This is a genomic window from Streptomyces sp. NBC_00576, from assembly GCF_036345175.1.
Lineage (GTDB): Bacteria > Actinomycetota > Actinomycetes > Streptomycetales > Streptomycetaceae > Streptomyces.
Map to the genome: position 1 here is coordinate 7,543,187 of NZ_CP107780.1, position 24,837 is coordinate 7,568,023.

At 70.4% G+C, this 24,837-nt stretch carries 24 protein-coding genes; 11 read left to right on the forward strand and 13 right to left on the reverse strand.

Going from position 1 to position 24,837, the window contains the following annotated elements; translation table 11 throughout:
- Nucleotides 1-7: 7 nt before the first annotated feature.
- From OG734_RS32850 to OG734_RS32875, 6 genes are all read right to left on the reverse strand, one after another.
- Nucleotides 8-1,186, reverse strand: coding sequence for a hypothetical protein (locus OG734_RS32850; RefSeq protein ID WP_443065114.1), 1,179 nt, complete (start codon nt 1,184-1,186; stop codon nt 8-10).
- A gap of 362 nt (nt 1,187-1,548) precedes the next feature.
- Nucleotides 1,549-1,953 carry a hypothetical protein gene (locus OG734_RS32855; protein ID WP_330291052.1) on the reverse strand — a complete coding sequence of 135 codons (405 nt, stop codon included), beginning with the start codon at nt 1,951-1,953 and terminating at the stop codon, nt 1,549-1,551.
- Nucleotides 1,947-2,726, reverse strand: coding sequence for a M23 family metallopeptidase (locus OG734_RS32860; RefSeq protein WP_330291053.1), 780 nt, complete (start codon nt 2,724-2,726; stop codon nt 1,947-1,949). The genes OG734_RS32855 and OG734_RS32860 overlap by 7 nt, the downstream gene beginning before the upstream one ends.
- Before the next feature lie 93 nt (nt 2,727-2,819).
- On the reverse strand, nt 2,820-3,698 hold the full coding sequence (locus OG734_RS32865; RefSeq protein WP_330291054.1) for a C40 family peptidase: 879 nt from the start codon (nt 3,696-3,698) through the stop codon (nt 2,820-2,822).
- A gap of 80 nt (nt 3,699-3,778) precedes the next feature.
- A complete protein-coding gene (locus OG734_RS32870) occupies nt 3,779-4,441 on the reverse strand; it encodes an RNA polymerase sigma factor (RefSeq protein WP_330291055.1) in 663 nt (220 codons plus the stop codon).
- 91 nt (nt 4,442-4,532) lie between these two features.
- The gene (locus OG734_RS32875) at nt 4,533-5,192 is read right to left on the reverse strand and encodes a M15 family metallopeptidase (protein WP_330291056.1); all 660 of its coding nucleotides are present in this window, start codon (nt 5,190-5,192) and stop codon (nt 4,533-4,535) included.
- 315 nt (nt 5,193-5,507) lie between these two features.
- Here OG734_RS32875 and OG734_RS32880 point away from each other — a divergent pair, with 315 nt between their 5' ends.
- The 8 genes from OG734_RS32880 (at nt 5,508) to OG734_RS32915 (ending at nt 14,439) form a co-directional block, all read left to right on the forward strand.
- Nucleotides 5,508-8,681: an AfsR/SARP family transcriptional regulator gene (locus OG734_RS32880; protein ID WP_330291057.1), complete on the forward strand. Its 3,174-nt coding sequence runs from the start codon at nt 5,508-5,510 to the stop codon at nt 8,679-8,681.
- Between the two features lie 140 nt (nt 8,682-8,821).
- Nucleotides 8,822-9,289, forward strand: a complete 468-nt coding sequence (locus tag OG734_RS32885; RefSeq protein ID WP_330291058.1) for a hypothetical protein — start codon at nt 8,822-8,824, stop codon at nt 9,287-9,289.
- A 73-nt stretch (nt 9,290-9,362) separates the two neighbouring features.
- The gene (locus OG734_RS32890; RefSeq protein ID WP_330291059.1) at nt 9,363-9,809 is read left to right on the forward strand and encodes a hypothetical protein; all 447 of its coding nucleotides are present in this window, start codon (nt 9,363-9,365) and stop codon (nt 9,807-9,809) included.
- Between the two features lie 43 nt (nt 9,810-9,852).
- A complete protein-coding gene (locus OG734_RS32895; protein ID WP_330291060.1) occupies nt 9,853-10,233 on the forward strand; it encodes a hypothetical protein in 381 nt (126 codons plus the stop codon).
- 341 nt (nt 10,234-10,574) lie between these two features.
- Complete coding sequence (locus tag OG734_RS32900; RefSeq protein WP_330291061.1) at nt 10,575-10,934, forward strand: cytidine deaminase; 360 nt, start codon at nt 10,575-10,577, stop codon at nt 10,932-10,934.
- A gap of 250 nt (nt 10,935-11,184) precedes the next feature.
- On the forward strand, nt 11,185-11,682 hold the full coding sequence (locus tag OG734_RS32905; RefSeq protein ID WP_330291062.1) for a hypothetical protein: 498 nt from the start codon (nt 11,185-11,187) through the stop codon (nt 11,680-11,682).
- A gap of 236 nt (nt 11,683-11,918) precedes the next feature.
- Nucleotides 11,919-13,256: a beta-xylosidase gene (locus OG734_RS32910; RefSeq protein WP_330291063.1), complete on the forward strand. Its 1,338-nt coding sequence runs from the start codon at nt 11,919-11,921 to the stop codon at nt 13,254-13,256.
- Nucleotides 13,257-13,392: 136 nt separating this feature from the next.
- Nucleotides 13,393-14,439, forward strand: a complete 1,047-nt coding sequence (locus OG734_RS32915; RefSeq protein WP_330291064.1) for a WxL protein peptidoglycan domain-containing protein — start codon at nt 13,393-13,395, stop codon at nt 14,437-14,439.
- On the opposite strand, the gene OG734_RS32920 is transcribed toward OG734_RS32915, so the two are convergent.
- Together OG734_RS32920 and OG734_RS32925 are read right to left on the reverse strand one after the other, a co-directional pair.
- The gene (locus tag OG734_RS32920) at nt 14,333-14,671 is read right to left on the reverse strand and encodes a P-II family nitrogen regulator (RefSeq protein ID WP_330291065.1); all 339 of its coding nucleotides are present in this window, start codon (nt 14,669-14,671) and stop codon (nt 14,333-14,335) included. The genes OG734_RS32915 and OG734_RS32920 overlap by 107 nt on opposite strands.
- A complete protein-coding gene (locus tag OG734_RS32925; protein ID WP_330293878.1) occupies nt 14,668-15,987 on the reverse strand; it encodes an ammonium transporter in 1,320 nt (439 codons plus the stop codon). The genes OG734_RS32920 and OG734_RS32925 overlap by 4 nt, the downstream gene beginning before the upstream one ends.
- 208 nt (nt 15,988-16,195) lie before the next feature.
- Between OG734_RS32925 and era the strand changes: the two genes are divergently transcribed.
- Both era and OG734_RS32935 read left to right on the forward strand, forming a co-directional pair.
- Complete coding sequence (era, locus tag OG734_RS32930; protein WP_330291066.1) at nt 16,196-17,179, forward strand: GTPase Era; 984 nt, start codon at nt 16,196-16,198, stop codon at nt 17,177-17,179.
- Nucleotides 17,180-17,417: 238 nt separating this feature from the next.
- The gene (locus tag OG734_RS32935; protein WP_330291067.1) at nt 17,418-18,233 is read left to right on the forward strand and encodes an acyl carrier protein; all 816 of its coding nucleotides are present in this window, start codon (nt 17,418-17,420) and stop codon (nt 18,231-18,233) included.
- 246 nt (nt 18,234-18,479) lie between these two features.
- On the opposite strand, the gene OG734_RS32940 is transcribed toward OG734_RS32935, so the two are convergent.
- On the reverse strand, nt 18,480-19,328 hold the full coding sequence (locus OG734_RS32940; RefSeq protein WP_330293879.1) for a helix-turn-helix transcriptional regulator: 849 nt from the start codon (nt 19,326-19,328) through the stop codon (nt 18,480-18,482).
- Nucleotides 19,329-19,462: 134 nt separating this feature from the next.
- On the opposite strand from OG734_RS32940, the gene OG734_RS32945 reads away from it, so the two are divergent.
- Nucleotides 19,463-20,317, forward strand: coding sequence for an NAD-dependent epimerase/dehydratase family protein (locus tag OG734_RS32945; protein WP_330291068.1), 855 nt, complete (start codon nt 19,463-19,465; stop codon nt 20,315-20,317).
- Nucleotide 20,318: 1 nt separating this feature from the next.
- Here the strand turns inward: OG734_RS32945 and OG734_RS32950 are convergent, their stop codons facing one another.
- The 4 genes from OG734_RS32950 to OG734_RS32965 form a co-directional block, all read right to left on the reverse strand.
- Nucleotides 20,319-21,551 (reverse strand): MFS transporter, encoded by a 1,233-nt coding sequence (locus OG734_RS32950; protein ID WP_330291069.1) that lies wholly within the window; start codon nt 21,549-21,551, stop codon nt 20,319-20,321.
- 87 nt (nt 21,552-21,638) lie between these two features.
- Nucleotides 21,639-22,988 carry a GH1 family beta-glucosidase gene (locus tag OG734_RS32955; protein WP_443064960.1) on the reverse strand — a complete coding sequence of 450 codons (1,350 nt, stop codon included), beginning with the start codon at nt 22,986-22,988 and terminating at the stop codon, nt 21,639-21,641.
- A 199-nt stretch (nt 22,989-23,187) separates the two neighbouring features.
- Entirely contained in the window at nt 23,188-23,454 is a 267-nt protein-coding gene (locus tag OG734_RS32960; protein ID WP_330291071.1) for a protealysin inhibitor emfourin, read from the reverse strand.
- Between the two features lie 84 nt (nt 23,455-23,538).
- Nucleotides 23,539-24,621 (reverse strand): M4 family metallopeptidase, encoded by a 1,083-nt coding sequence (locus OG734_RS32965; protein WP_330291072.1) that lies wholly within the window; start codon nt 24,619-24,621, stop codon nt 23,539-23,541.
- Nucleotides 24,622-24,837 lie beyond the last annotated feature (216 nt).

Here is a 24,837-nt window from a genome sequence, read left to right on the forward strand (position 1 = left end):
CGACCGGTCAGCAGACCGGTACTCCGGGGACCTGGTTCTCCGGCACGCTGAGGTAGATGTTGGTCATGTAGCCGCCGTACTGCGGCAGATAGGCCCACCAGTCGTTGACGTAGGGCGGTTCACTGACCTGCTGGCCGCGCTGCTGGCAGCCGACCAGGACCTCGACGCCGGCGGGCAGCGTCGTGACCGTGCCGGAGGTGGTCGTCGCCTGGGTGCGGACACGTACGCCGCTTCCCCAGGTGCCGACCCACGTACCGGCCGGGCGTGAGGCGCCGGGGACGTTCAGCGAACGGGTCAGCCGACCGATGTCCGTGTAGGCCTTGCCGTAGGACGTTCCGCTGGAGTGCAGGGTGAAGACCGCCACGATGGAACGGTCGCCCGCGCCCACCACACCCGTCGTGTGCAGTGCCGGACGAGCGAGGTCGATGGCGTCGGCGCCCGCCGGTGTCCGTGCGACCGTGCCGGCCGGTTCCTTCGCGACCTTCGTGACCTTCGCGTTCGGTTCGCTCGCGACCGTCGCGGTCGTCGCCGTGCAGCCGCCGGAACTGAAGCCCGACCAGCCCTGCTTGACGGCCCAGGGGCGGTTGAAGGAGCCGGCGATGCCGAAGTGCTGGTCGTAGCCGTCGGTGGCGCAGCGGGTGGACTGCCGCAGGTCGCCGAGGAGGTAGTCGCGTGTCGCTGCGGGAGCGGAGTCCAGCATGTAGCGGTAGATCTTCACGGTGTCACGGGCCGAGAGGGCCGTGTAGCCCCAGTAGCCGGGGTGGGTCGACGGCGGCCGGGCGGTGTCGGTCAGGCCGAGCCGCGTGACCATCCGGTCGACGATCGCCCCCGAGCCGTTGTTCGCCCAGAACGTGCTCGCGGCCGTGTCGTCGCTGCCGCGCAGCATGGTGTCGATCCGGGCCCGGTCGGCGGCCGACAGGGCGTCGGGGCTGCGGTTCCAGAGAACGTCCAGGGCGATCAGCAGCTTCACCACGGACGCGGACCGGAACTGCCCGGCGGTGTTCAGCTGTTCGGTGAATGTGCCGGTCTGGCGGTCGAAGACGGCGACGCCCGCCGTCACCCCGGCCGGCACGTCGACTTGAACCGCCGGGCGCGGCGAGGGGGACTCGGCGGATGCGGTGGTCGCGGCGGTCGCGGTGGTGCACACGAGCGCGGCGAGGGCGGCGGCCAGCACGCCCGCCCGCACCACGCCACGACGGGCGGACCGGACGACGGCCCCGCCAGGTGCGCTGCTCAAGGTCATCATGGTCATCCTCGGGTTCGGCAGAGGTGCGTCGCTCGCACCACAATCAGGACGGCGCCACGTCCCGCGCCGTATGAGAAACCGGCCGAGAAGACTGTTCTCACCTGCGCTCTCATACGACCGGCTGCCCCTGCCCGTCTGCCAGGTACGGGCCGAGAGCCGCCGCCACCCGCGGGGTACGGCGGCACCGTTCACGACGTCGGCAAGGATCCCTATCCGCCGGTGACGGAGCAGTGAACTGCAACGCCGGATGCCCCTGGGACCTTTCGTGGTCCCAGGGGCATCCGGCTGGTGCGGGCCGTCGTTCAGCAGTTCGGCAGACCCGAGTCGGGCTCGTCGTCGCCGCCTCCGACGAGGAAGATCTCGCTCATGTACGCGGGCTTGCCCATGCCCAGCTCTGTCTTGACCCACCAGGTGTGCCAGTAGCCGTCGTAGGTCGCACGGCCGCCCTTGATCTGGCACAGCACCCTGAGGTAGCCGTCGTCGGGTGACGTCGCGGTGACCGAGGCCTGCGAGTCGGGGGCGGAACGCAGATTGACGTTCGACCCCCAGATCGGGCACCGGTACCACCCGCGGTAGTTCGGGTCGGGGGTGCAGGGCGCCGAGTCGGCGGCCTGCGCGGACGAGGTGAGGCCGGGGGAGAGGAGCAGCGCGGCGGCCAGAGCTACCGCCGCGGCACCCCTCGTACCGGCACGGGCGCCGGTCAGCATTCCCGCACTCCCGGCAGCCAGGCGGCCGGGTTGTCGATGTAGATGTTGGTGATGTAGCCGCCGAGCGCCGGGATGTAGGACCAGGCGTCGTTGGTGTAACCCTCCGCGTTGACCGTGTCGCCGTGCTTCTGGCACTCCACGAAGACCGCCGTCGGCCCGGTCAGCGTGCGCACGACCGCCGCGTTCAGCCGCGCGTCGGCGCGCACCCGGACCGATGTGCCCCAGGTGGTGAAGTTGGTGCCGGGGGTGGGCGTCCCGCCACCGCCGCCCGGGGTGCACGGCAGGCTCACACCGCGTGCCGACAGATAGTCGACAGGGTTCATGCCCCGGCTGGCGGACGCCGAAGCGTACGTCCTGAGGTGCAGGTGGTTGCCGCTGGAGTCGCCTTCGGAGCCCATGCGTGCGATGTGCTGACCGCCGCTCACCCGCTGGTTCACGGAGACGAGACGCTCGTACATGTGGCCGTACTCGGTGATGGAGCCGTCGTCGTGCCTGATGCGGATCCACTGGCCGTAGCCGCTGGCGGGGCCGGAGGCGATGACGGTGCCCGACCCGGTGGCGTAGATCGCCGTACCGCGGCTGTTGGCGATGTCGACGCCGTCGTGACCGGAGCTCCACCCCTGGGTCACCGTGCCGGCGGTCGGGCAGGAACCGGTCTCGGCGGCCTTGGCGGGGGCGGCGTCGGCCTGGCCGGCCGCCAGTGGGATCAGTCCGGCCGCGGCGACCGTGGCGACGAGCATGCCGATGGACTTGGTGCGCTTGAGCACGCGCATGGCGAAATCTCCTCTGTGCGGTAATGAAGGAAAGGAAGGAAAAAGGGAAAGAAGGATGAGCGGGTTGGTTCGGTGATGTGCCGATCCCGCGGATCAGCAGTTGGGAACGCCGGGCAGCCAGGCCGCAGGGTCGTCGATGTAGATGTTCGAGATCCACGCCTTGTACTTCGGCAGATACGACCAGGCGTCGTTGCTGTAGCCCTGCGCGTGGACCATCTCCCCGTGCGCCTGGCAGAGCACGTCCACGGCCGTGGGGCCGGGCAGCCGGGTCACGGGAGGCTTCTGGGTGCCGGCCTCCGGGCGGAGGGCCACAGCGGTGCCCCAGGTCATGAACCGCTTCGTGCCGGCGGGCGGCTGCTCGCCGCCGCCGGCGATGCGCAGGGCACCGGCGTACTGGGAGTTCAGACGTACGTCACTGACCATCACGACCGTCCCGGACTCCCGGGCCTCGACCATCTTGCCGTCGCCGAGGTAGATGGCGATGTGGTGGACGCTGTCGAGGTTGCCCGGGTTCGATCCCCACAGCAGCAGATCGCCCGGCTGCAACGGACCGAGCCCCTGGTCGCGGGTGAACCGGGCGGTGGCGCCACTCCACTTGGCCTGGTTCCACGACCCCTCGGGCAGGGCGATGCGCGCTCCCTGCCACGCTGCGTACTGCACCAGGTGGGAGCAGTCGAAGCCCTTCACCTGGCTGTCGTGGGCGCCGGGACCGCCGCCGGGGTAGTCCTGGCCGTACGTCGGCCCATGGACGGTGCCGCCGCCCCACGAGTACGGCACCCCGGTCTGCGAGCACGCGGCGTTGACGATCGCCTGTGCCTGAGCGGGCGCGTCCGCCAGGGGACGGCAGTCGGCGGCGGCCACGGCCCTGGCGGAGAGCGGCGACGCGGCGGCCATCGCAGTACCGGTACAGGTCAACGTGGTGGCGAGGAGCAGTCCTCCCGCCATCGCGAGTGTGCGGTTCGTGCGGCGCAAGTGGTTCCCCCCGGTGTGGTTCGCGTGAGGTGCGGAAGAGCTGTACGGGTGAGCCGTGTCCGGCAGTCGGTCGGGCTGCCTCATGTCGTCGTGCATGTCGTTGTGCATACCGTCGCGGCGCGCCGCGCGGGTCCGTCGGCTGCCTTCGCAGAGGAGACTGCGGCGGAGGCCGGTTCGTATGCGTCGAGTGAGGCGCGGATCTTGGCGAGGCCGCGCATACGGTTGCGCTGCACCGTGCCGCGGTGCGCGCCGAGCCGTTCCCCCGCCATGTCGTGGGTCAGGCCCTCTATGTCGACCAGGATCACGGCTGCCGCCTCCTTGGGGGACAGCTCGCGCAGCAGTGCGGTCGTCACCGTCTCGGCCTCCCTGCTCGCGAAGCCGCCGTCCCAACTCCGTTCCGGCAGCCGGTCGGTGCAGCGCTCCTGGCGCGAGGGATGCCGCCACAGGTCACGCAGCAGGTTCAGCGCCGCCGCGCAGGTGTAGGCGTACGGCTGCTGCTGACGCGCCAGGGTGCTGGCACGCGCCCGGCGGGAGAGTCTCAGATACGTCTCCTGCAGCAGGTCGTCGGCGTCGTGCGGATTGCCGGTCAGTGCCACCAGCCGGCGCCGCAGTCTCGGCATCACGGCGGTGAACGCCTCGTCGAACTCGGCCGCGGTCATGTGGTCGGTGATGGCCGTCGTGGCCGTCGTTGTCGTCGTGCTCGTCGGCGGAGTGGTTTCGGCGGTCATGGACGACGTGGTCATCGTCGTCGCGATGCAGGTGTTCTCCACAGTGTTCCCCCGGGGTCCGGCTGTCTCAGACTGCGGTTGGGCAGGTGCCTTCGGAGTTGCGGCGCTACGGGTGGCTCAGCGAGGCGGGACCGTACTTGGCAGCCGGCGCCTCGGTCAGCAGCGCCCAGTACCGGTCTCCGTACGACCAGTGCCACCACTCGGTCGGGTAGTTGACGAACCCCGCGGCCGTCATGGCCCGGCCCATCGCCGCCCGGTTGGCCCGGGCATCGGCGTCGATGTTGACCGCGGCGGTGCGGCAGCCCCCCTCGCTCTCCTCGGGGGTGGCGTTGACCTCCGTACCGAGGGAGAGTTCGTCTCCGTCCTCGGTGCACAGCGTCAGATCCACCGCGCCGCCGCTGACGTGCGGGGCGACCTCCGGGGGCGAGATGTACGCGCTGGCCAGCTCGCGTATCCGGTCCGGCCGGGCGTCCGGATGGGCCGTGCGCAGTGTTGCCGCGTACGTGTCGAAGTAGCGGCGCTGCAGCGCGGGCGGCCGGAAACCCTCCACCATCAGCAGGCGGATGCCCGGGGGCAGCGCGTCCTGCGCGAGCAGGAGCCGGCGCAGAACGTCGGCCCTCAGGTGGGCGTACGAGCCGTCGTGGTCGGCCTTCCGCGTGTCGACCCGCAGTGCGGCGATCTCCCGGGCGTCGACCAGGGGTTCACCGTTCTCGGCGACATGCGTGTCGGCAACTCGGTGGTCCGAAAGCAGGATGATGTCTGTCACGCTCAACAGCGTGGAGGCGGGCTATGCAGGAACGATGCAGATCCTCTGCAGGACGCCATGCAGCGCCGGTACAGAGCGGCCGGTGCGCGGAGCGCGGCGGTCATACGGAGGGGCGTTCACTTCCGTCCCCAGGTCGAAAGTCGGACAGTCTTTTCTTCGGATTAGGAGGAATTCTCACGGAAACCCAGTGAATTCCAGCCACCCGCACTCCATACCGGTCTGCCGTGAAAAACGGGCAGTCCGGTGTGAGCCATGCCTGCCGGCGGGGCCCGGTATGTTGTCCCCGACTGCGGGAACGTGAAATCGGGGGACACGGTGGACGTTCGCCTTCTGGGTCCGGTCGAAGTGCTGTGCGGGGGGCACCGCATTCCGCTGAACGGCGCCAAACCGACGGCGATACTCGCGGCTCTCGTCGTGCATCTCGGCGAGGTGTTGTCCGCCGAGCGGCTAGTCGATCTGACCTGGGAGGAGGAGCCACCCGCCACCGCGCGGGCGCTCGTCGCCTCGCATGTCTCCGGACTGCGCCGGGCCCTGGCCGGCGCGGAGGGCGGCGACGCCATCCGCACCCGCTCCCCGGGCTACGTCGCCGAGTTCCCTCCCTCCGCCGTGGACGCCCGGCGCTTCGAGGAGGCGTGCGCAGCCGGTCGGAACGCGGCCCTCGACGGGCGGGCCGAGGAAGCCGTCGAAACCCTGCAGGCGGCGTTGCGCCTGTGGCGTGGCCAGGACGCCCTGGAAGGGCTCGGTCAGTCCTTCGCCCGCGTCGAGGCCATGCGCCTGACGGAACTCCGGCTCGAGGCGAAGGAGTTCCGCTTCTCCGCCGAGCTGGACCTGGACCGCTCCACGGATCTCGTCGCCGAACTCGTCGCACACGTCGCCGCCCACCCCCTCAGAGAACGCCCGCGCGGCCAGCTGATGACCACCCTGTTCCGCACCGGCCGGATGCCCGACGCGCTGCGCTGCTACGACGAGGGCCGCCGTCTGCTCCGTACGGAGCTGGGAGTGGACCCCGGCCCGGAACTGCGCGCACTGCACCAGGCCCTGCTCCGGGCGGACACGACGGTGCTGGGAGCGCCGGCCCGCCGAAGGACCGCGCCCTCGGGGATGAGACCCGTACACGCGGAGGCGGCGGCTCCCTCGCGCTCGGACAAAGACACACCGTCACACCACCGTTTCGACCAGCCCCACGACGACACAGGTCGTCCGGCGCCCTCCCAACTCCCTCCCGACGTGGCCGACTTCATAGGCCGCACCGAACAGACAGCCTGGGCGACCGCCCTCCTGGAGGAGGTGCGGAACCCGCTGCGCACCGCGCCGCCCATCGGTGTGATCTCCGGCCGGTCGGGCACCGGCAAGACGGCCCTGGCCGTCCACGTGGGCCACCGCACCGCCGCGCTCTTCCCCGACGGACAGCTCTTCGTGGACCTGCGGGCCTCGGACTCCGAGCCGGTACGGACCGCGGACGCCCTGGCCCGACTGCTGCGCGCCCTCGGGGTGGACCCCGAGACCCCGGCGCGCGACGAGGAGGACCTCCTCGGCCTGTACCGCACGCACATCGCGCGCCGCCGGGTCCTGCTCATCCTCGACAACGCAGTCAGCGAAGCCCTGCTGCGCCCGCTGCTCCCACCGGGCGGCGGCTCGGCCGTGCTGATCACCGGCCGCCGCCGACTTGTCGCCCTGGAAGGCGCCGCCCACCTCGACCTGGGGGTGCCTCCCGAAACGGAGGCACTGGACCTGCTGGCCCGCGTGGCCGGCCCGACACGGCCCACCCTGGAGCCCGACCGGGCCGCCGAGATCGTCGCGCTGTGCGGTCGGCTCCCGCTTGCTGTCCGTATCGCCGGCGCCCGTCTCGCCGCCCGCCCCCACTGGACACCGGCACGGCTCGCGTCACGCCTGCGGGACGAGCGCCGCCGCCTGGACGAACTGCAGGCAGGCGACCTGGAAGTGCGCGCGAGCCTCGGACTCGGCTACGCGGACCTCGACACGCAGGACCAGCGCGCCCTGCGCCGCCTGGCCCTGATGGATCTGCCCGACTTCGCCGCCTGGGTCGCCGGGCCGCTCCTCGACGTGAGCGAGGACGAGGCGGAGGACGCGGTCGAACAACTCGTGGACTGCCACCTCGTGGAGGTCGTACGCACCGACGAGACCGGCAGAACGCGCTATCGCATCCACGACCTGGCGCGCGAGTACGCCCGGGAACGCTGTCTGGCCGACGAGGCCCGACAGGAACGGGAGACGGCGGTTCGAAGGCTGGTCGACCGCTGGCTGGGCATGGCACGCAGCGCGGCTGCCCGCGGGCCGGGCGGCGCGTCGCGGCTCCTCCCGGTCACCACGACGGACGAGTCGGCACAGGTCGCGGACGAGCCGACGCCAGCGACCGAACCGTTGAGAGACCTGACGGGCGAGTTGGCAGACCTGACGTACGAGCCGGCCGCGTGGTTCGCGGCCGAGCAGCGGTGCCTGCTGGCCGCGGTCACCCACTGCGCGGAGCACGGCATGTTCGACGCCGCCCGCGAACTCGCCGCCACCCTCATGGCCGCCTCCGCTGCGCTCTACAACCAGTTCGACGCCTGGTCCCGCTCCCACGACGTGGCCCTGGAGGCGGTACGCCGTGGCGGGGACGTCGAGGGCGAGGCCTGGCTGCTGAACGGTCTCGGCCAACTCCGCCTGGAACAGGACCGCTTCGACGAGGCGCACGCGTTCTTCGCGGTGGCACTGCGCCTGTTCGAGGAGCGATCCGTACGGAGCGGCCGCGCGGACGCGTTGGCCGGCATGGGCGCGGCCCGCCGCGAACAGGCCCGCTTCGACGAGGCACTGACCCTGCTGACCTCGGCGCTCGAACAGTACCGGGAGCCGGAGGACACCGCGTCCATGGCCCATGTGCTGTACGGCATGGGATCCGTCTACCGGGAACAGGGCCGCGACGACGACGCATGGGAGGCCCTCTCCCGCGCACACCGCCTGTACGTGGCCGCCTGGGACCGGCACGGCGAAGCGCTCGCGCTGCGCTCACTGGGCCTGTGCCACCGGGCGCAGGGTGACTTGCTGAATGCGGAGACCCTGCTGCGGAAGTCCCTCGACATCTTCGAGGAGACGGACGACGTCTTCGGCGTCATGTACGCGAGTCAGTCCCTGGCCAAGGTCGAGTTCCGGCAGGGCCGGATGACCGGCGCCCGGGAACGTCTCGACCGGTGTCTGGAGATCACCCGCGAGCGCCAGGACATGTTCGGCGAGGCCCTCGTCCTGCGCACCATCGGCGAGTGGCACCTCGCCGCGTCCGACTGGGAGACCGCGACCGAGACCCTTCGACAGGCTCTCGACCTGTGGGACAAGCTGGAGTTGCCGCTGTGGCGCGCCCGCACCCTGCGAGACCTGGCCCGCGCCGCACGGGCCAGGGGCGCGGCCGGAACGGGGCGCGAGCTCGAAGAAGAGGCGTACTCGGTCTTCCTCCGACTCGGCAGCCGCGAAGCGCTGGAACTCCCGGAGCCGTAGGACGCCCCGGGACGCTGAGGCAGCCCCCGCACGACGAACGATTCGGCCCGGTACTCATACGAGAGGCGACCATCCCCCGTCGCCAGGGTGGACGGTGCGGCACCCGCCGCCCGCGACCACTGCCGGGAGAGGGCTCCACCATGACGAACACGTCACCACGCACGGGCGTACGCACACGCCAGGACAAAACCGGGCATCGCTTCGCCTTCAGGGCACTGCGCTCCCTCGCCGGGCTCCTCGCGGTCGTCGCCTCGATCCTGCTCTCGGGCGCACAGCCGGCGGCCGCACACCCGCCGAGCGGGTCCGTGTACGTGTGGGCGAGCGACGTACGGGTGCGTACGTGCCAGAGCACGTCCTGCGACCTCGCCACCACTGAGCGGCTGACCCGTGTCACGGTCAAGGCGTACTGCCAGGTGGACAACGGCGAGCGCGGACGCGTGACCGACGGCCCCTACACCAACACCTACTGGGTTCAGGTCATCACGCCCCAAAGGACCCTGGGCTGGATCTCGGCTGTGTTCGTCGGCGGTGGCTCCAACAACTCCCCGGTGCCCGGTGCCCCGGTCGACAGTCTCGGGGACCCCACGATCGACTGCGAGTACCTCTGAGCCTCCGGAAACCGGAGGACGTCTGAACGCAGGCCGTGGGAAACGACCCGGGTAGAAGTGTCAGGAGAACACAGTGAACGTGAGCAAAGCGGTCAGGGCGCTGACCACGGCCTTCCTCGTCGCCGCCGCGGCGGTGACCGGTCCCGCTGCCGCGACGGCGATCGCGCAGTCGGCGGTGACCGAGGCCGCGACCGGTCAGAGGACCCAGGCGGTGGCGGTGGACTTCACACAGGTCCACGTGTGGGCGACCGGCGTCAACGTCCGCAACGGCGCCTCGGGACCCGCCTTCGAACAGTGCAAGAACTTTCCCTCCCGCCTGAACTGCCAGGTCGTGGCGACGGTGTCCCAGGCCACCGTGCCCGCCTACTGCCAAAAGTCGGGAGAGCTCGTCAGCGACTCGGGCTACAGCAGCCGGTGGTGGACGTACCTGAAGTCACCGAGCGAGCAGTGGGGCTGGGTGAACAACGTGTACATCACGGGGGACGAACACCTGGCACACGTCAGTGACTGCGAGTTCTGACATCGCAGCCGGACAGAAAACATCCATGGCGAAGGGAACACCGATGGCGAAGCGTTCCACCAGGCTGGCGGTCACGGGGCTGACGCTCGGCGTGGCCGTCTCCCTGCTCGGCACCGCCGGGACCGCCGAGGCCGCACCCACCGGCACAAACGGCTACGCGACGACCGTGCAGGCGCACAGCAACCTGCGGGACGCACCCAACACCAGCAGCCGCATATGGGGCACCACGACGAAGGTGACCGAGGCCGGCGTCGAGTGCTACAAACTCGGTCAGCGCGTCACCGTGGGCGGATACACCACCGACGTCTGGTACTACGGCACCGTCATCGACTACGACATCGGTCACATCTACAGCAACGTGTGGATGTGGGGCGGCAACGTGAACGTGGGCGCCGACCCGGCCCCCGGCATCCCATCCTGCTGACCGACTCACCCGCCCGATCCCAGCGCCCCCGAGGCCTCCGTCCTGTACGGAGCTCGGGGGCGCGGTCGTGCCCGGGACGAGGTACAGCATTGGTCCTAGTACGGCAGGATGCGGCCCGAGGGCGTCCTGCGGTCGATGGGGAGGTCGCGGGGCGAAGGAGCGCTGGGCCGACGGATGACGCGGATGCGGGTCTGGCGGTTCATAACGCCTCCTCATGGCTCGCGGTTCCTGGGTCATGCCCTGATCGCCCGTACCTGATACCTGTTCTTGTGTGACTTCCTTGTGTCATGAAGCCTCAGGCGGCCTCAGCAGGGGACAAACCGCGTAAGTATGCTCGGGGCATGACCGAAAGCACCGCGCCCGACCTCGACCCCGAGGACCGCAAGATCGTCACCCTCGCCCGCTCCGCCCGGGCCCGCAACGGGGTCCCCGAGGGGGCAGCCGTACGGGACGAGACCGGGCGTACGTATGTCGCCGGCACGGTCGACCTCGACTCGCTGAAGCTGAGCGCGCTGCAGACTGCGGTCGCCATGGCCGTGGCGTCGGGGGCGAAGTCGCTGGAGGCGGCGGCCGTCGTGACCGGTGCGGAGGGTGTTCCGGCGCAGGATCTGGCCGCCGTACGGGATCTGGGCGGGCCCGCGACCCCGGTGCACGTGGCCGCGCCCGACGGCGTGGTACGGGTGACGCTGTCCGCCGGGTGAGGCGATTTCGGGCGCCCGGACGAGGGTTGGTCTTCAGCCACTTTCGCGGCGCCCCGGAAGAACCCGCAGAGCTTCTCTTGCAATCGCGAGCAACCCACGCATCAATGGAACCCGCTCTTCCGACGGACCGTCAGATTCCCCCGCGCGGCGCCCCGCACCCGCCCCGCGGCTGACCGCACCCGGCCGCCGAACCCCCCACATCGCAATTCCCCACATGGCAATTCCCGTACCAGGGAAGGGAATCCGATCGATGACTAGCACGTCAGTACGCCCGCCTGCGCGCAGGCGGTTTGCTATCGGTGCGGTACTCGCGGCGGGCTCGCTCGCCGTCACCGGCCTGGCCTTCGCGCCGGCCGCCGCGGCCGTCGCCCCCACATCCGCGACGGTCACCTACAACTGCGGTGTGTTCGGCGGCGGTTCGACAGTTCTCACCGCCACACAGGCCGGCACCTCGGCCACGATCACCGTCAGCTCGAACATCGCTGCCCCGCTCCCCCTCGCCGCCGACTCGATCGCCACCACGCTGACCTTGGCGAAGGCGACCGGTGGCACCACCGCATTCACAGGTACCAAGAACCCGGCCACGGCCACCGGTGCGTTGGTCACCGTCGGCCCGCTGACCGGCACCGTCGCCTCCGGGGACACCCTGGAAGCGGGCGGTGGCACCCTCAAGATGGTGCTCTTCGGCATCACCGTGACCTGTACGCCGACCGGAAACCAGTCCCCGGGACCGTTCGTCTACGCGTGACGGCCCGCCTCTCCGCACCCCTCTGAATGGCGGCCGGCGTCGCTCGCTTCGCAGCGGCGCCGGCCGTTTCCGACTGGGAAACCGGCAACTGATGGACCGTCAGTTCACTTCCCTCGATCCGCCGTTATTTGGCGAGATGGCATTGACTTCTCACACAACCTGCTCATCAATGGCCCCCTGTCGGCGCAGACGAGCCGCTGCGCCCGCATCCCTCAGAGGGGGCAACCATGGCCAACATGGCATCCAGGGGTCCGATCGGCCGAAGACGCCGCTGGGCCGCGCTGCTCGGGGCGACCGCACTCGCGGTCACCGCGGGCGGCGCGCTGGCCGTCCCGGCCGGCGCACTCGCCACGGCGTCCGTCGCCGTGGACTTCGCCACGCACTGCGTACCGCCGCCGATCGCGGGTCTTCCGCCGATCGACGGCACCACCACCGCACAGATCACGGTGGACAACTCCACGCCCAAGGTCGGCGACACCGTCACCGTGAAGTACACGGTGGTCAAGCCGGCCGCCAGCAACCCCACCGATCTCGCGCTGCCCGCCGACATCATGACGCCCACCGGAAAGGTCACCCTGAGCGGAGCTCAGACCGGCGACATCACCGTCGCAGGGCCGAAGAAGAACGACCCCGTGCCCGGCAAGGGCGCCTTCCCGTCCTTCGAGATGACCGGCACCTTCACGGTCACCGCGCCTGGTGAGATCACCCTCTCGCCCGGCGACTACAACATCCACACCAGCTACATCCTTGAGCTGGACACTCCGTGCACGGTCATCACCCCGCCCGCGCCCGGCTCTGTGACGATCACGGCAACGGACGGGACCCAGACCAACACCCGTGCCATCACGCTGGGTTCGGCCTCCGGGGCACCCGGGGCCGGGGTCACCGTGAACGGCGCCAACTTCACCGCCGGTGCCACGGTCACGCTCGCCGGCCGGTCCGGGGCCACCCAGACCGCCGACACCGCGACCGTGACCGCCGACTCCCAGGGCGCCTTCAGCGGCACCCTCGCCGTCAACGACAAGACGACGACCGGGGTCGTGGCGTACGAGGGCAGCGCGTGGAACGACACCAAGGGCGCCGGTCCGGCCGCCTACGTCGTCATCGACGACACGCCCATTCCCGACAACAGCCAGAAGATCACCACCACCGTCAAGGCCGGTGATCTGTCCATGACCCAGGCCGGGGACGCCGTTCAGCTGAAAGCGGTCGACTTCGGCAAGGGCGGGCCCTCCACGGGCTCGCTGCAGCCGGTGACCGTCAAGGACTTCCGCGGCGGACCCGCGGGCTGGTCCCTGACAGGCAAGGTCACCGACTTCACCGGACCCGGCGCCAAGGTCGGTGCCGACAAGCTCAGTTGGACCCCGGCCTGCGCCACCAAGGCCGGAAGTCCCAGCACCTGCCGGCCCGGTTCGCCCGGTCCCGTGGGCAATGCGGGAGCCACCCTGGCCTCCACACCCGACGGAACGCTCACCGGCGGCGAGTTCACCGTCGACGCCGGACTGTCGCTGGACGTACCGGCGTTCACCCCGCCGGGCACCTACGTCGGCCTGCTCACCCTCACCCTCTCCTGAACGACGTCCAACCGACGTCCAACCGACGTTCATCCGAACAACCTTCACCTGAACGGCCGTTCGTCATCCGGTGGCCGGGCGCGCACCCGCCCGCCACCTACCTCGTCCGTGGGGGTCCGCACCCATGTCGCTCCCGATGCGTCGTAAGCCGTACGCCCTTCTCGCGCTCCCCATGCTGCTGCTGGCAGCGCTCGGTATGTCACTCCTGACGTCCGCCCCCGCCCGCGCCGCAGACAACGGCAGTTGGTCGGTCTTCCCCATCTCCTCCGCCGTGGCGCAGCGCCCGTACTTCTACCTCTCCGCCGATCCCGGTACGACGGTCGAGGACAAGGTCACCGTCGCCAACAAGACCGGCAAGCCGCTCACCTTCCGGCTGTACGCGGCCGACGCCTACAACACCGTCCGCGACGGCGGGTTCGCGGTACGCACCCTCGACGAGAAGCAGCGCGGCGTGGGCGCCTGGGCGCGGCCCGCGAAGTCCCGGGTCACCGTGCCCCCGCACAAGTCCGTCACCGTGCCCTTCACCCTTCGGGTGCCCGAGGGGGCCGAACCCGGCGATCACGTGGGCGCGTTGGTCGCCCTCGACGAACGGATCGACGCGGGCGACGGTTCCCTGGCACTCGGGGTGCGGCGCGCGGTCGGAGCGCGGGTCTACCTGCGGGTGAACGGGCCGGCCGTCTCCGCGATCGCCGTCGAGCGGGTCCGGATCAGCCACCACCAGCCCCTCGTCCCCGGCCTCGGCGACAGCACCGCCACGATCTCCTACACCCTCCACAACACCGGGAACGTCACCCTCGACCCCCGGGTGGAGGTGCGGGCACAGGGCCTGTTCGGCCGTACGCTGCTCGCCCGCGACCTCACCAGGATCCCCTCCGAGCTACTGCCCGGCCAACGGGTCCGGCTCACCGAACCCTGGCGCGACGCACCCCAACTCGACTGGGGCGACATCACGTTGACGGCATACGCCAAGGACACCCGCGAGTCGGCGAGTGTCTCCTTCTTCGCGCTGCCGTGGCTCATGGCGGTGGTGGTCGTGGTGCTCGGCGCGGTGGGATCGGTACTGGGGGTCAGATGGTTCAGAGGGCGTCGGGACCGCGCTCGCCCGTTCGAACCCGCACCACCGTCTCCACCGGGAGAGCCCAAACCTTCCCGTCCCCGATCTTCCCCGTCCGTGCGGCCTTGACGATCGCCTCGATGGCGGTCTCGGATTCCGCGTCGTCGACGACGACCTCGATACGGACCTTGGGGACGAGGTCGACCTGGTACTCGGCGCCGCGGTACACCTCGGTGTGGCCGCGCTGGCGCCCGTACCCGCTGGCCTCGGTCACGGTCAGACCCTGCACGCCGACTTCCTGGAGCGCGGTCTTGACCTCGTCGAGGCGGTACGGCTTGACGATCGCGGTGATGAGCTTCATTCCTGGCTCTTGACCTTCTGCGCGGAGGAGTGGGAGGAGTGGACGGCGGACGAGACCGGGGCCCCGTGGCCCAGGACGCCGTGATCGTATGCCGTCTCGGCGTGCACCGTAAGGTCGAGGCCGGTGTGCTCCTCGTCCTCGCTCGCCCGGAGCCCCATGATTTTGTCGATCACCTTCCCGATGCCGTACGTGACGCTGAAGGCGTACGCGCCCACGGCCACCACGGAGACCGCCTGCTTCCCGAGCTGCCCGAGCCCGCCCCCGTACAGCAGCCCCTCGGCCCCGCCGGTCATGGAGTCGGTGGCGAAGACGCCGATCAGCAGAGTGCCGATGACTCCGCCGACCAGGTGGACGCCGACGACGTCGAGCGAGTCGTCGTAGTTCAGCCTGAACTTCCACCCGACGGCGTACGAGCAGACGACACCGGCGGCGAGCCCGACGACCAGCGCGCCCAGCAGCGAGACGGACCCGCAGGACGGTGTGACGGCCACCAGACCGGCGACCGCGCCGGAGGCCGCGCCCAGGGTCGTGGGGTGACCGTCGCGGCGCTGCTCGACGAAGAGCCAGCCCAGCAGGCCGGTGCAGCCGGCGGCGAGGGTGTTGAGGAACGCGGCGGCGGCCAGTCCGTTGGCGCCGAGCGCGGAACCGGCGTTGAACCCGAACCAGCCGAACCAGAGCAGACCGGCGCCCAGCATGACCATGGGGAGGTTGTGCGGACGCATGGCTTCTTTCCGGAACCCGAGCCGGGGGCCGAGCACCAGGCAGAGGGCGAGTCCGGAGGCGCCGGAGGTGATCTCGACGGGCAGGCCGCCGGCGAAGTCGAGGGCGCCGAGGTGGTCGAGAATCCAGCCGCCCGGGCCCCACACCCAGTGCGCCACGGGAACGTATACGAGCAGCGCCCACACGGGCACGAAGACCAGCCATGCCCCGAACTTCGCCCGGTCGGCGACCGCGCCGCTGACGAGGGCGGCGGTGATGATCGCGAAGGTGAGCTGGAAAGTGGCGAAGAGGAGGGTCGGGACGGTGCCCTGGACACTGTCGGGCCCGAGCCCTGACATGCCCGCGTGTTCCAGTCCGCCGATGAGTCCGCCGCCGATGTCGTCCCCGAAGGTCAGCGAGTAGCCGGCGGCCAGCCACACCACCGTGACCAGGGCGATCGACACGAAACTCATCATCAGCATGTTGAGGACGCTCTTCGTACGGACCATTCCGCCGTAGAAGAGGGCCAGGCCCGGGGTCATGAGGAGCACGAGGGCGGTGGCGGCGAGCAGCCAGGCGGTGTCGCCGGTGTCGATCCGGGCAGCGGCCAGGGTCACGGTGGTCACGGTGTCTCCGGTCTCTCCAACGGGGGCGGGGGCTCGTCAGAGGGTCACCGGTGTGCGTTTCGGGTTCCATACAGGGGTGTTTCCGGAACGTTTCATGTTGCGCGGGGGTTTCCGGAAGCTCACCGAGTGCGCTGGCCGCGTGCCCTGGAAAGTGCCCGGAGGGCCTCGGCGTGCGGTGGGTCTCCGTGGATCAGGGACAATGGGCGCCATGAGCGTTCGTACCCCGTCATCCGAGCCGTCCGAGCCGTCCGAGCCGTCGAAGGCATCGGCCGCGCACCGCGCCGGCTTCGCCTGCTTCGTGGGCCGCCCCAACGCGGGCAAGTCCACCCTCACGAACGCTCTGGTCGGCCAGAAGGTGGCGATCACCGCCGACCAGCCGCAGACGACGCGGCACACCGTACGGGGCATCGTGCACCGCCCTGAAGCCCAGCTGATCCTGGTCGACACCCCGGGACTGCACAAGCCGCGCACACTGCTCGGCGAGCGTCTGAACGACGTGGTGCGTACGACGTGGGCCGAGGTGGACGTCATCGGCTTCTGCCTCCCGGCGAACGAGAAGCTCGGCCCCGGTGACCGCTTCATCGCGAAGGAACTGGCGGCGATCAAGAAGACGCCGAAGATCGCGATCGTGACGAAGACCGACCTGGTGGAGGGTAGGGCGCTGGCCGAGCAGCTCATCGCGATCGACCAGCTCGGCCGTGAACTGGGGTTCGAGTGGGCGGAGATCGTGCCGGTCTCGGCGGTCGCCGACAAGCAGGTGGACCTGCTGGCCGACCTGCTCGTCCCGCTGCTGCCCGAGGGCCCGGCGCTCTACCCGGAGGGTGACCTCACGGACGAGCCGGAGCAGGTCATGATCGCGGAGCTGATCCGGGAGGCGGCGCTGGAGGGTGTACGCGACGAGCTCCCCCACTCGATCGCGGTCGTGGTCGAGGAGATGCTCCCCCGCGAGGACCGCCCCGCAGACAAGCCGCTCCTCGACATCCACGCGTTCGTCTACATCGAGCGGCCCAGCCAGAAGGGCATCATCATCGGCCCGAAGGGCAAGCGGCTGAAGGAAGTCGGCATCAAGAGCCGGAAGCAGATCGAGGCGCTGCTGGGCACGCCGGTCTACCTGGACCTCCATGTGAAGGTCGCGAAGGACTGGCAGCGGGATCCGCGGCAGCTGCGGAAGCTGGGGTTCTGAGGGCGGGGGCATCTCGTCCCGTGGTTGAACTCCTGGGTGCCGGGCGGCATTTCGGCCCGCCCGGCATTCGAGCAGTTACGAGGACGGTTCCTGCCACAGCCGTGTAACAGTGGCCGTACGGGTACAACTTGCACCCGGCCTCACGGGTCGAACCTGGTGTGTCGCACACCTGCGCCGCGGCGGAACCGGTGCCGCCCGGTGCAACTCCTCCAGTCCCGACCGTACTTGGAGTTGACCCGTGCCCAGAAAGTCCATGACGACGCGGCTTGCCGCCACCGCCGCGCTCCTGCTCGCCGCCGGCGCCCTGTCCGTACCCGCCACTGCCTCGGCGAAGCCCGCGGACGCCGCCCCTGTCCGCGACTACAAGCTGACCGTGACCACCGACCCGACCAGCACCCACTACTACAAGCGCCGCGTCGACGTCTCCGGCACCCTCACCAAGGCCGACGGAACTCCGGCGCCCAACATTCCCGTCACCGTCCAGGAAGTCCTCCTCTTCGACTCCTGGAACCCGTGGGGCGACCCGATCGACCCCACCGACTACGAGCCGCGCGACCTGGGCAAGCCGGTCACCGACGCCAAGGGAAAGTTCACCATCCGCAACGTCAACATCGACCACGTGACCGGCAGCAGCCTGCTCAACGTCCGGCACCAAGTGGAGATCACGGCGTCCTACGACGAGGACGGCAACCCCAGCACCCCGCAGGACGGCTCCTTCGCGAGGACCCGCGTGGCCGTCAAGACCAAGGTCAGCGCCGTCAGTTACCAGGTCAACAAGAAGAAGGTGAAGGACGGCACCATCCTCACCGTCTGGGGCAAGGTCACTGTGCCCAGGGGCGTCGAGCGCGCGGGCAACGAGGTCTTCCTGCAGACCTACTGGGAGAACGAGTACCGCGTACAGACGACCACCGAGGAAGACGGCTTCTTCGTGATGTCCGTGCGCGTGCGGGGCTACGACAACAGGTTCGTGCTGCGCACGGCTACGAGGGACCTCTACGTGGCGGGCGCGACCAAGCGGCTCCCGATCATCAACACCTCGCTCCCTCGCAGGTAGTCCCCGGCCCGGCGACGGGGTCGCCCCCGCACGAGCGGAGGTGACCCCGGGGCGTGTGCGCGGCCTGCGCCGCCACGGGGCTGCCGGAACGCGCCTCCGGGGCCCGCGCAGATCGTGGCCCAGGCCTCCCGGCGACCGGTTCAACTTCGGCATGCTGCTGCGGAACCTGCGGAGCATGGCTGGTCAGTACCCGGCGTGATCGAGGCACGGGACGAGCGGAAGCGGCCGGCGCCCCCTCGGCGTACCTCACACCCCGTGAGCCGACAGGTCCTGCAACCCCACCACCCGCAGCAACCGCAACCGCTCGTACGACTCCGTGCCGGGCCGGGCCGTGTGCACGACCAGCAGCTGGCGATGGTCGTGCGCAAGCATGATTTCGCAGTCCAGCTCCAGCACCCCCACCACCGGATGCACGAACCGCTTCGTCGAAGCCCGCCGTACCGCCACCTCGTGGGACTCCCACAGGCGCGCGAACTCCGCACTCGCCGCCCGTAGTTCGGCGACCAACGCCTTCGGCACCGGATCGTCGGGCCGGGCCGCGGCCACCGCACGCAGGTTCGCCACGTGGGCGCGCGCGTGCCCGGCGAAGTCCTCCGGCGGAAACAGTGCACGGGCGGCCGGGTCCGTGAAGAACCGGCGCAGGAGGTTCCGCTCCCGCGGCGGACGGCCCGACACGTCCCCCGACAGCGCGCTCGCCATCGCGTTCTGCGCCAGGACCTCTCCGCAGTCGGTCATCACCGCCGCCGGGGTGTCGTGCAGCCGGTCGAGGATCAGCAGCAGACCCGGCCGCACATGCTGGGACACACTCTCGCGCCGGGGCGGTTCCTCGCCCGCCAGATGGAAGAGGTGGTCCCGTTCGTCGTCGGTGAGGCGCAGGGCCCGAGCCAGGGCGGTCAGCATCTGGCGGGACGGGCGCGGGCCCCGGGACTGCTCCAGGCGCGTGTAGTAGTCCACCGACATACCGGCGAGCGACGCCACCTCCTCGCGGCGCAGACCGGGCGTCCGGCGGCGGGCACCGGACGCGAGGCCCACCGCCGAGGGCTCCAGGCGGGCACGCCCATGGCGCAGAAAGTCGGCGAGTTCGGCTCGGTCCACTACTTCGGTCACCTCTCCAGGATGTCGCCGCCCGCCCGGCTTATCCAGGCACTGCTGATCCCCTGATCGACGGGTCTCTCCCGCGCCTGACGGCTCCGCCGGAGAGTGATGGCACCAGACCGAAGGAGAAGATCATGCTGACACTGGTGACAGGTACGACGGGACAGGTCGGCCGGCGCTTCGTGCCGAGGCTGCTGGCGCAGAGCCGGCCGGGCGAGCTGGTGCGGGTCCTGGTGCGGGACGCGGCGCGCGGGGAGCGGTTCGCCGAGCTGGGCGCCGAGGTCGTGGTCGGGGACCTGCGCGACACGGAGGCGCTCGGCAAGGCGGTTGCCGGGGTGGACGCGGTCGTGAACATCGCGGCTTCCTTCCGCGGGGTCCCGGACGAGGAGGCGCGGGCCGTCAACCGGGACGCCGCGGTGGAACTGGGCCGCGCCGCGCAGGCCTCCGGGGTGGGGCGGTTCGTACAGGTCAGCACGGGGCTCGTGTACGGCAGCGGGCGGGGCCGTCCGTTGGTCGAGGAGGACGAGACCCGGCCCGGCGGGGTGATGTGGGGTGCGTACCCCGAGTCGAAGGCGGCGGCCGAACGGGAACTGCTCGCGCTGGAGGGACTGGACGTACGCGTCGGCCGGCTCCCCTTCGTCTACGGCGAGGGCGACCCACACCTCGCCCAGTCGCTGATGTGGGCCGCGCACTGGGCGGCGGCACAGCGGCTGCAGATGGCGCACCACGCAGACGTGGCCCAGGGCCTGCTCCGCATCCTGCACGCACCGGGCATCGCCGGCCGGATCTACAACATCGGCGACTACGCCCCCGTCACGGCGGTCGAACTGCATCAGCTCAACGGGGTGGAAGTCCCCGCCGAGCTCTACGAGAACACCGACCCCGACCCGTGGTTCGGGATCACCTCCACCGAACGCATCCGCAGGGAACTCGGCTTCCGCCCGCTGTACCCCAGCGTCTACGCGGCCCGGGACGCAGGCGCGCTGTGAGCTAGTCGACCCCCCGAATCCGCCCCACCAACACCGCCCCCGCCAGCCCGATCACCGCAGACACCAGATACAGCGCCCGGTACCCGCCCAGATACGTCACGATCGGCGCCGCCAGGGCGGGCGCCATCACCTGGGGCAGGGCGTTGGCCACGTTGATGACGCCCAGGTCCTTGCCCCGGTCCAGCGCCTTCGGCAGCACGTCCGTCATCAGGGCGAAGTCGACCGACGTGAACACCCCGAAGCCGACCCCGAGGACCGCCGACGCGACGATCGCCCCCGGCCAGGTCTGCCAGCCGGCCAGCATCGCCGTCGCCACCGCCATCAGCACGCCCGACCAGAGCACGAACGGCTTGCGGCGGCACAACCGGTCCGACCAGACCCCGCCGACGACGACCGTGGCGAGCAGCGTCACGCTGTTCACCGCCGTCAGGATGAGGACGCCCTGCTCGGGGTCGGAGTAGTGGAGGCGGTCGCGCAGGTAGTACAGGAGGTACAGCAGCACCAGCGCGTTGCTCAGATTGATCAGAAAACGGGTCAGCCAGGCCCAGCCCAGGTCCGGGTAGCGGCGCGGGCTCAGCCAGAACCCGGCCAGGAAGGTCCGCCAGGACCACACCGGCAGGTCCTCGACCGCCAGCCGCAGATCCTTGTGCCGCAGTACGTACGGCAGCACCCCCAGCAGGGTGAACGCCGCGCACGCCGCATAGCCCGCGCCCACCCCGCCCACCGCCGTCGCGAGGCCCGTGCCGCCGACCACGCCGAGGATCTGCGCGACGCCCAACCAGCCGCCCACGGAGCCCCGTTGGAGCCTGGGGACGTGGTCGGGAACGGCGGCCGTGACGGCGGCGAAGGCCGCGTTGAGGGTCACCTGGACCAGGCACCACCCGGCCACCATCGTCCACAGCCCACCCGCCCCCGCGAGCAGCAGCAACGACAGCGCACCGCCCGCCGCGCCGGCCACGATCCACGGCGTACGGCGCCCCCAGCGCGACGTCGTCCGGTCCGACAGCGCGCCGAAGAACGGGTTCGCCGCCAGCGACACCAGGGCGCCCGCGCCCGCCACCCACGCCAGCAGGGTCTCCTTCGACATCCCGGTGCCGGGCGCGAAGTCCTCGGCCTGGGAGGCGAGAAGGATCTGCAGCGGCCCGAACCAGCCCACCCAGATCGCCCCGTTGGCGAGCGAGAGCGAGGCGGTCCACCCGCGCCCGACCCTCCCCCAGTTCTCGGCTTCGCTCAAACCGGGGGGACCCCCATCACGGGCTCGACGAGCGCCGCCGACGTCACCGATGCCTCCTCCGCCCCCTCGGCCGTCGTCACCGCCGAGTCACCGACCCGCCGCCTCTTGCTCCTCCTGCTGCGCCCGCAGCAGGTCCCTGAACCAGGCGTACGACGCCTTGGGCGTCCGCTTCAGAGTGGCGGGGTCGTCGAAGTCCACGTGGACCAGCCCGAAGCGCCGCGCATACCCCTCCGCCCACTCGAAGTTGTCCAGCAGCGACCACACGAAGTAGCCGCGCACATCCACGCCCGCTTCCAACGCCCGGTGCAGCGCCCGGACATGACCGTCCAGGTAGGCGATCCGGTCCTGGTCGTCGAGCCCCTCGTACGAGCAGCCGTTCTCGGTGATGACGACGGGCGGCAGCCGGTCGCCGTAACGGTCCCGGAAGGTGGTGAGCAGCTCGGTGAGGCCCTCCGGTACGACGGGCCAGCCGAAGTCCGTCACCGGGACGTCCTCGATCTCCTGGACGGAGAAGGGGAGTTCGGCCGGGATCGTCAGGCCGCCGAACTCGATGTCGGCGCCCTGCGGCGCGCCCACCTTCGTCGGTGCGTAGTAGTTGACGCCGTAGAAGTCGAGCGGCTCCCCGATCACCTTCAGGTCGGCCTCCACATCGCCCGGCATCAACTCGCCGAGGCCGTCCGGGTATTGGCCCAGGAGGACGGGTTCGGCGAACAGCCGGTTGAGGAGGAGGTCGTAGAACCCGGCCGCCTCCAGGTCTGCCTGGTCCTGCGACGCGGGCCAGGTCGGCCCGTGCGAGTTGGCGATCCCGATGTCGGTGGCGCCGGCTGCGCGCAGGGCCCGTACGGCCAGACCGTGGCCGAGGAGTTGGTGGTGGGCGGCCGGGAGCGCGTCGAACATCAGCTGCTTCCCCGGCGCGTGGGCGCCCAACGCGTGCCCGAACAGGGTGTGTTCGGCGGGCTCGTTGAGCGTGATCCACTTTTTCACGCGGTCGCCGAGCCGCTCGGCGACGACGGACACGTAGTCGGCGAACCGGGACGCGGTGTCCCGCTCCAGCCAGTCCAGGGTCACCGGCAGGTCCCAGTGGAAGAGGGTGGGGACGGGACGTACGCCCGCCGCGCACAGCTCGTCCACCAGCCTGTCGTAGAAGTCCAGGCCGCCGGGGGAGTTGACGCGGGGCCAGGAGACGGAGAAGCGGTACGCGTCCACGCCGAGGTCGGCCAGCAGGGCCACGTCCTCGGGGTAGCGGTGGAAGTGGTCGCAGGCCACCGCCGCTGTCGAGCCGTCTTTCACTCGCCCGGGTTCGGCCGTGAAGGTGTCCCACACGGACGGCTCGCGCTGGTCCGCCGCTCCCTCGATCTGATGTGCCGAGGTGGACACACCCCAAAGGAAGCCGGCCGGGAACTGGGGTATCGGGTTGGTCGCCATGCGCCGGATCATGGGTACCGGGGGTAACGGGTGTCAACGGCCTGGGGTGAACAACCCTCAACCTTGCCTCGCCGGGTTCGCGCCGGTGACGCCTGCTGACCTGCTTTTCTGCTGGGGCTCCGGGGGTCTGCGGCGGAGCCGCTGGTGTTTCAGCCCCCGGGAAAGTGCGGCGTGCCGTCCGCCGACACCCGCGACACCCGTTATGCCCCCTCTATGCCCCCTCTTTCAACACCCTTGAGATCAGCTTCCGTTGCTCCTCCGTGAGCCGGGGATCGGCGCAGTACACCGTCTTTCCGTCCACCGTGATCTCGTAGCTGAAGCCGTCCGGAACCCCGGTCGGGCGGGTGCCCCCGCCGGCCGCGATCGCCTGATCGGCGAGGGCGTGCCACGCGGGGGCATCGGGGCGGTCCGCGGTGTCCACCTGGGCGTGCCGTTCGATGCCCGCGAACCCGCCCGTACGTCTCACCTGAATACGCATAGGTCCCTGTCTAGTACGAGAAGGGCTCCAGTACGAGAAGTGACGCGTGGCCAGTGCCGGGTGCGGCCGGTACGGCCGGTACGGCTACAGGCGGGCCCGGGGCGTGATGGGCACGCCGACCCGCTCCCATGCCTTCAGTACGGCCTGGAGTTCCTCGCCGTCGCCGTAGCGCTCGCGCGCGGTGGAGACGGTCAGCTGGGCGAAGTCGTCGAAGAACGCCCGCTCGTCCAGCGCGCCGCCGGTCAGCACGTCGTACCAGATCTGCCCGGCCCGCTCCCACGCGTGGCCGCCGAGCGCGGTGGCGACGAGGTAGAAGGCGTGGTTGGGGATGCCCGAGTTGATGTGGACGCCGCCGTTGTCGCGTCCGGTGCGGACATAGCCGTCCATGGTCGCGGGCTGCGGGTCCTTGCCGAGTACGTCGTCGTCGTACGCGCTGCCCGGTTCCTTCATGGAGCGCAGGGCGGTGCCGGTGACGTCCGGGGCGAGCAGGCCCGCGCCGATGAGCCAGTCGGCCTCGGCGGCGGTCTGGCCGAGCGAGTACTGCTTGATGAGCGAGCCGAAGACGTCCGACATCGACTCGTTGAGGGCGCCGGGCTGGCCGAAGTACGTGAGGTTCGCGGTGTGCTGGGTGACGCCGTGGGTCAGCTCGTGGCCGATGACGTCGATGGAGTTGGTGAAGTCGACGAAGATCTGGCCGTCACCGTCGCCGAACACCATCTGCTTGCCGTCCCAGAAGGCGTTGTTGTAGCCCTCGTCGTAGTGGACGGTCGCGTCGAGGGGCAGGCCTTCGCCGTCGATCGAGTGGCGCTGGTAGGCCTTGAGGTAGAGGTCGAAGGTGGCGCCGAGGCCGGCGTAGGCGCGGTTGACGGTGGCGTCCTGGCCGGGCTCCGAGCCTTCGGCGCGCACCTTCTTCCCGGGCAGGGTGGTGCGGTGCTCGGCGTCGTAGATCGTCCGCAGCGGCTGGTCGGAGGGCGCCTTCGCGGCCGGGGCGGTGGCCAGGCGGAACTCGGTGGTGAGGCGGCGCTCGGTTCGTTTCTGGGCGTCGAGCACCAGGGTGTGCAGTGCGGGGCCGGAGAGGGCCGGGTCCTCGTGACGGGCCAGCTTGTCGAGGATGTGCGGTGGGACGATCGTGCAGAAGACGGGCTCAGAGCCCCCGTTTGTCGTCATGCCCGGCACCCTTGCACCGCGTCATAGGACTGTCACTACCCGCAACCATGATTGGTGAAATACCGGGACAAGGGGCCCAGCGGATAGTGACGGAGTGGTATGGGCTGAGTTACCGCGAGTGGGATGGCGCACTTTTTACCCCTTTTGCCCTCGGCCTCTCGCATACTGGCAGTCCCGCATAGTGATACAGGCCCGCGCCCCCGGCGCGGCTCGGCT

Excerpts from the sequence above, each read along its gene's own strand:
- OG734_RS32855 (WP_330291052.1), bottom strand. The coding sequence starts at position 1,953 with ATGCTGACCGGCGCCCGTGCCGGTACGAGGGGTGCCGCGGCGGTAGCT.
- OG734_RS32860 (WP_330291053.1), bottom strand. The coding sequence starts at position 2,726 with ATGCGCGTGCTCAAGCGCACCAAGTCCATCGGCATGCTCGTCGCCACG.
- OG734_RS32870 (WP_330291055.1), bottom strand. The coding sequence starts at position 4,441 with ATGACCACGTCGTCCATGACCGCCGAAACCACTCCGCCGACGAGCACG.
- OG734_RS32885 (WP_330291058.1), top strand. The coding sequence starts at position 8,822 with ATGACGAACACGTCACCACGCACGGGCGTACGCACACGCCAGGACAAA.
- OG734_RS32895 (WP_330291060.1), top strand. The coding sequence starts at position 9,853 with ATGGCGAAGCGTTCCACCAGGCTGGCGGTCACGGGGCTGACGCTCGGC.
- OG734_RS32900 (WP_330291061.1), top strand. The coding sequence starts at position 10,575 with ATGACCGAAAGCACCGCGCCCGACCTCGACCCCGAGGACCGCAAGATC.
- OG734_RS32905 (WP_330291062.1), top strand. The coding sequence starts at position 11,185 with ATGACTAGCACGTCAGTACGCCCGCCTGCGCGCAGGCGGTTTGCTATC.
- OG734_RS32910 (WP_330291063.1), top strand. The coding sequence starts at position 11,919 with ATGGCATCCAGGGGTCCGATCGGCCGAAGACGCCGCTGGGCCGCGCTG.
- OG734_RS32915 (WP_330291064.1), top strand. The coding sequence starts at position 13,393 with ATGCGTCGTAAGCCGTACGCCCTTCTCGCGCTCCCCATGCTGCTGCTG.
- OG734_RS32920 (WP_330291065.1), bottom strand. The coding sequence starts at position 14,671 with ATGAAGCTCATCACCGCGATCGTCAAGCCGTACCGCCTCGACGAGGTC.
- era (WP_330291066.1), top strand. The coding sequence starts at position 16,196 with ATGGGCGCCATGAGCGTTCGTACCCCGTCATCCGAGCCGTCCGAGCCG.
- OG734_RS32945 (WP_330291068.1), top strand. The coding sequence starts at position 19,463 with ATGCTGACACTGGTGACAGGTACGACGGGACAGGTCGGCCGGCGCTTC.
- OG734_RS32955 (WP_443064960.1), bottom strand. The coding sequence starts at position 22,988 with ATGATCCGGCGCATGGCGACCAACCCGATACCCCAGTTCCCGGCCGGC.
- OG734_RS32960 (WP_330291071.1), bottom strand. The coding sequence starts at position 23,454 with ATGCGTATTCAGGTGAGACGTACGGGCGGGTTCGCGGGCATCGAACGG.
- OG734_RS32965 (WP_330291072.1), bottom strand. The coding sequence starts at position 24,621 with ATGACGACAAACGGGGGCTCTGAGCCCGTCTTCTGCACGATCGTCCCA.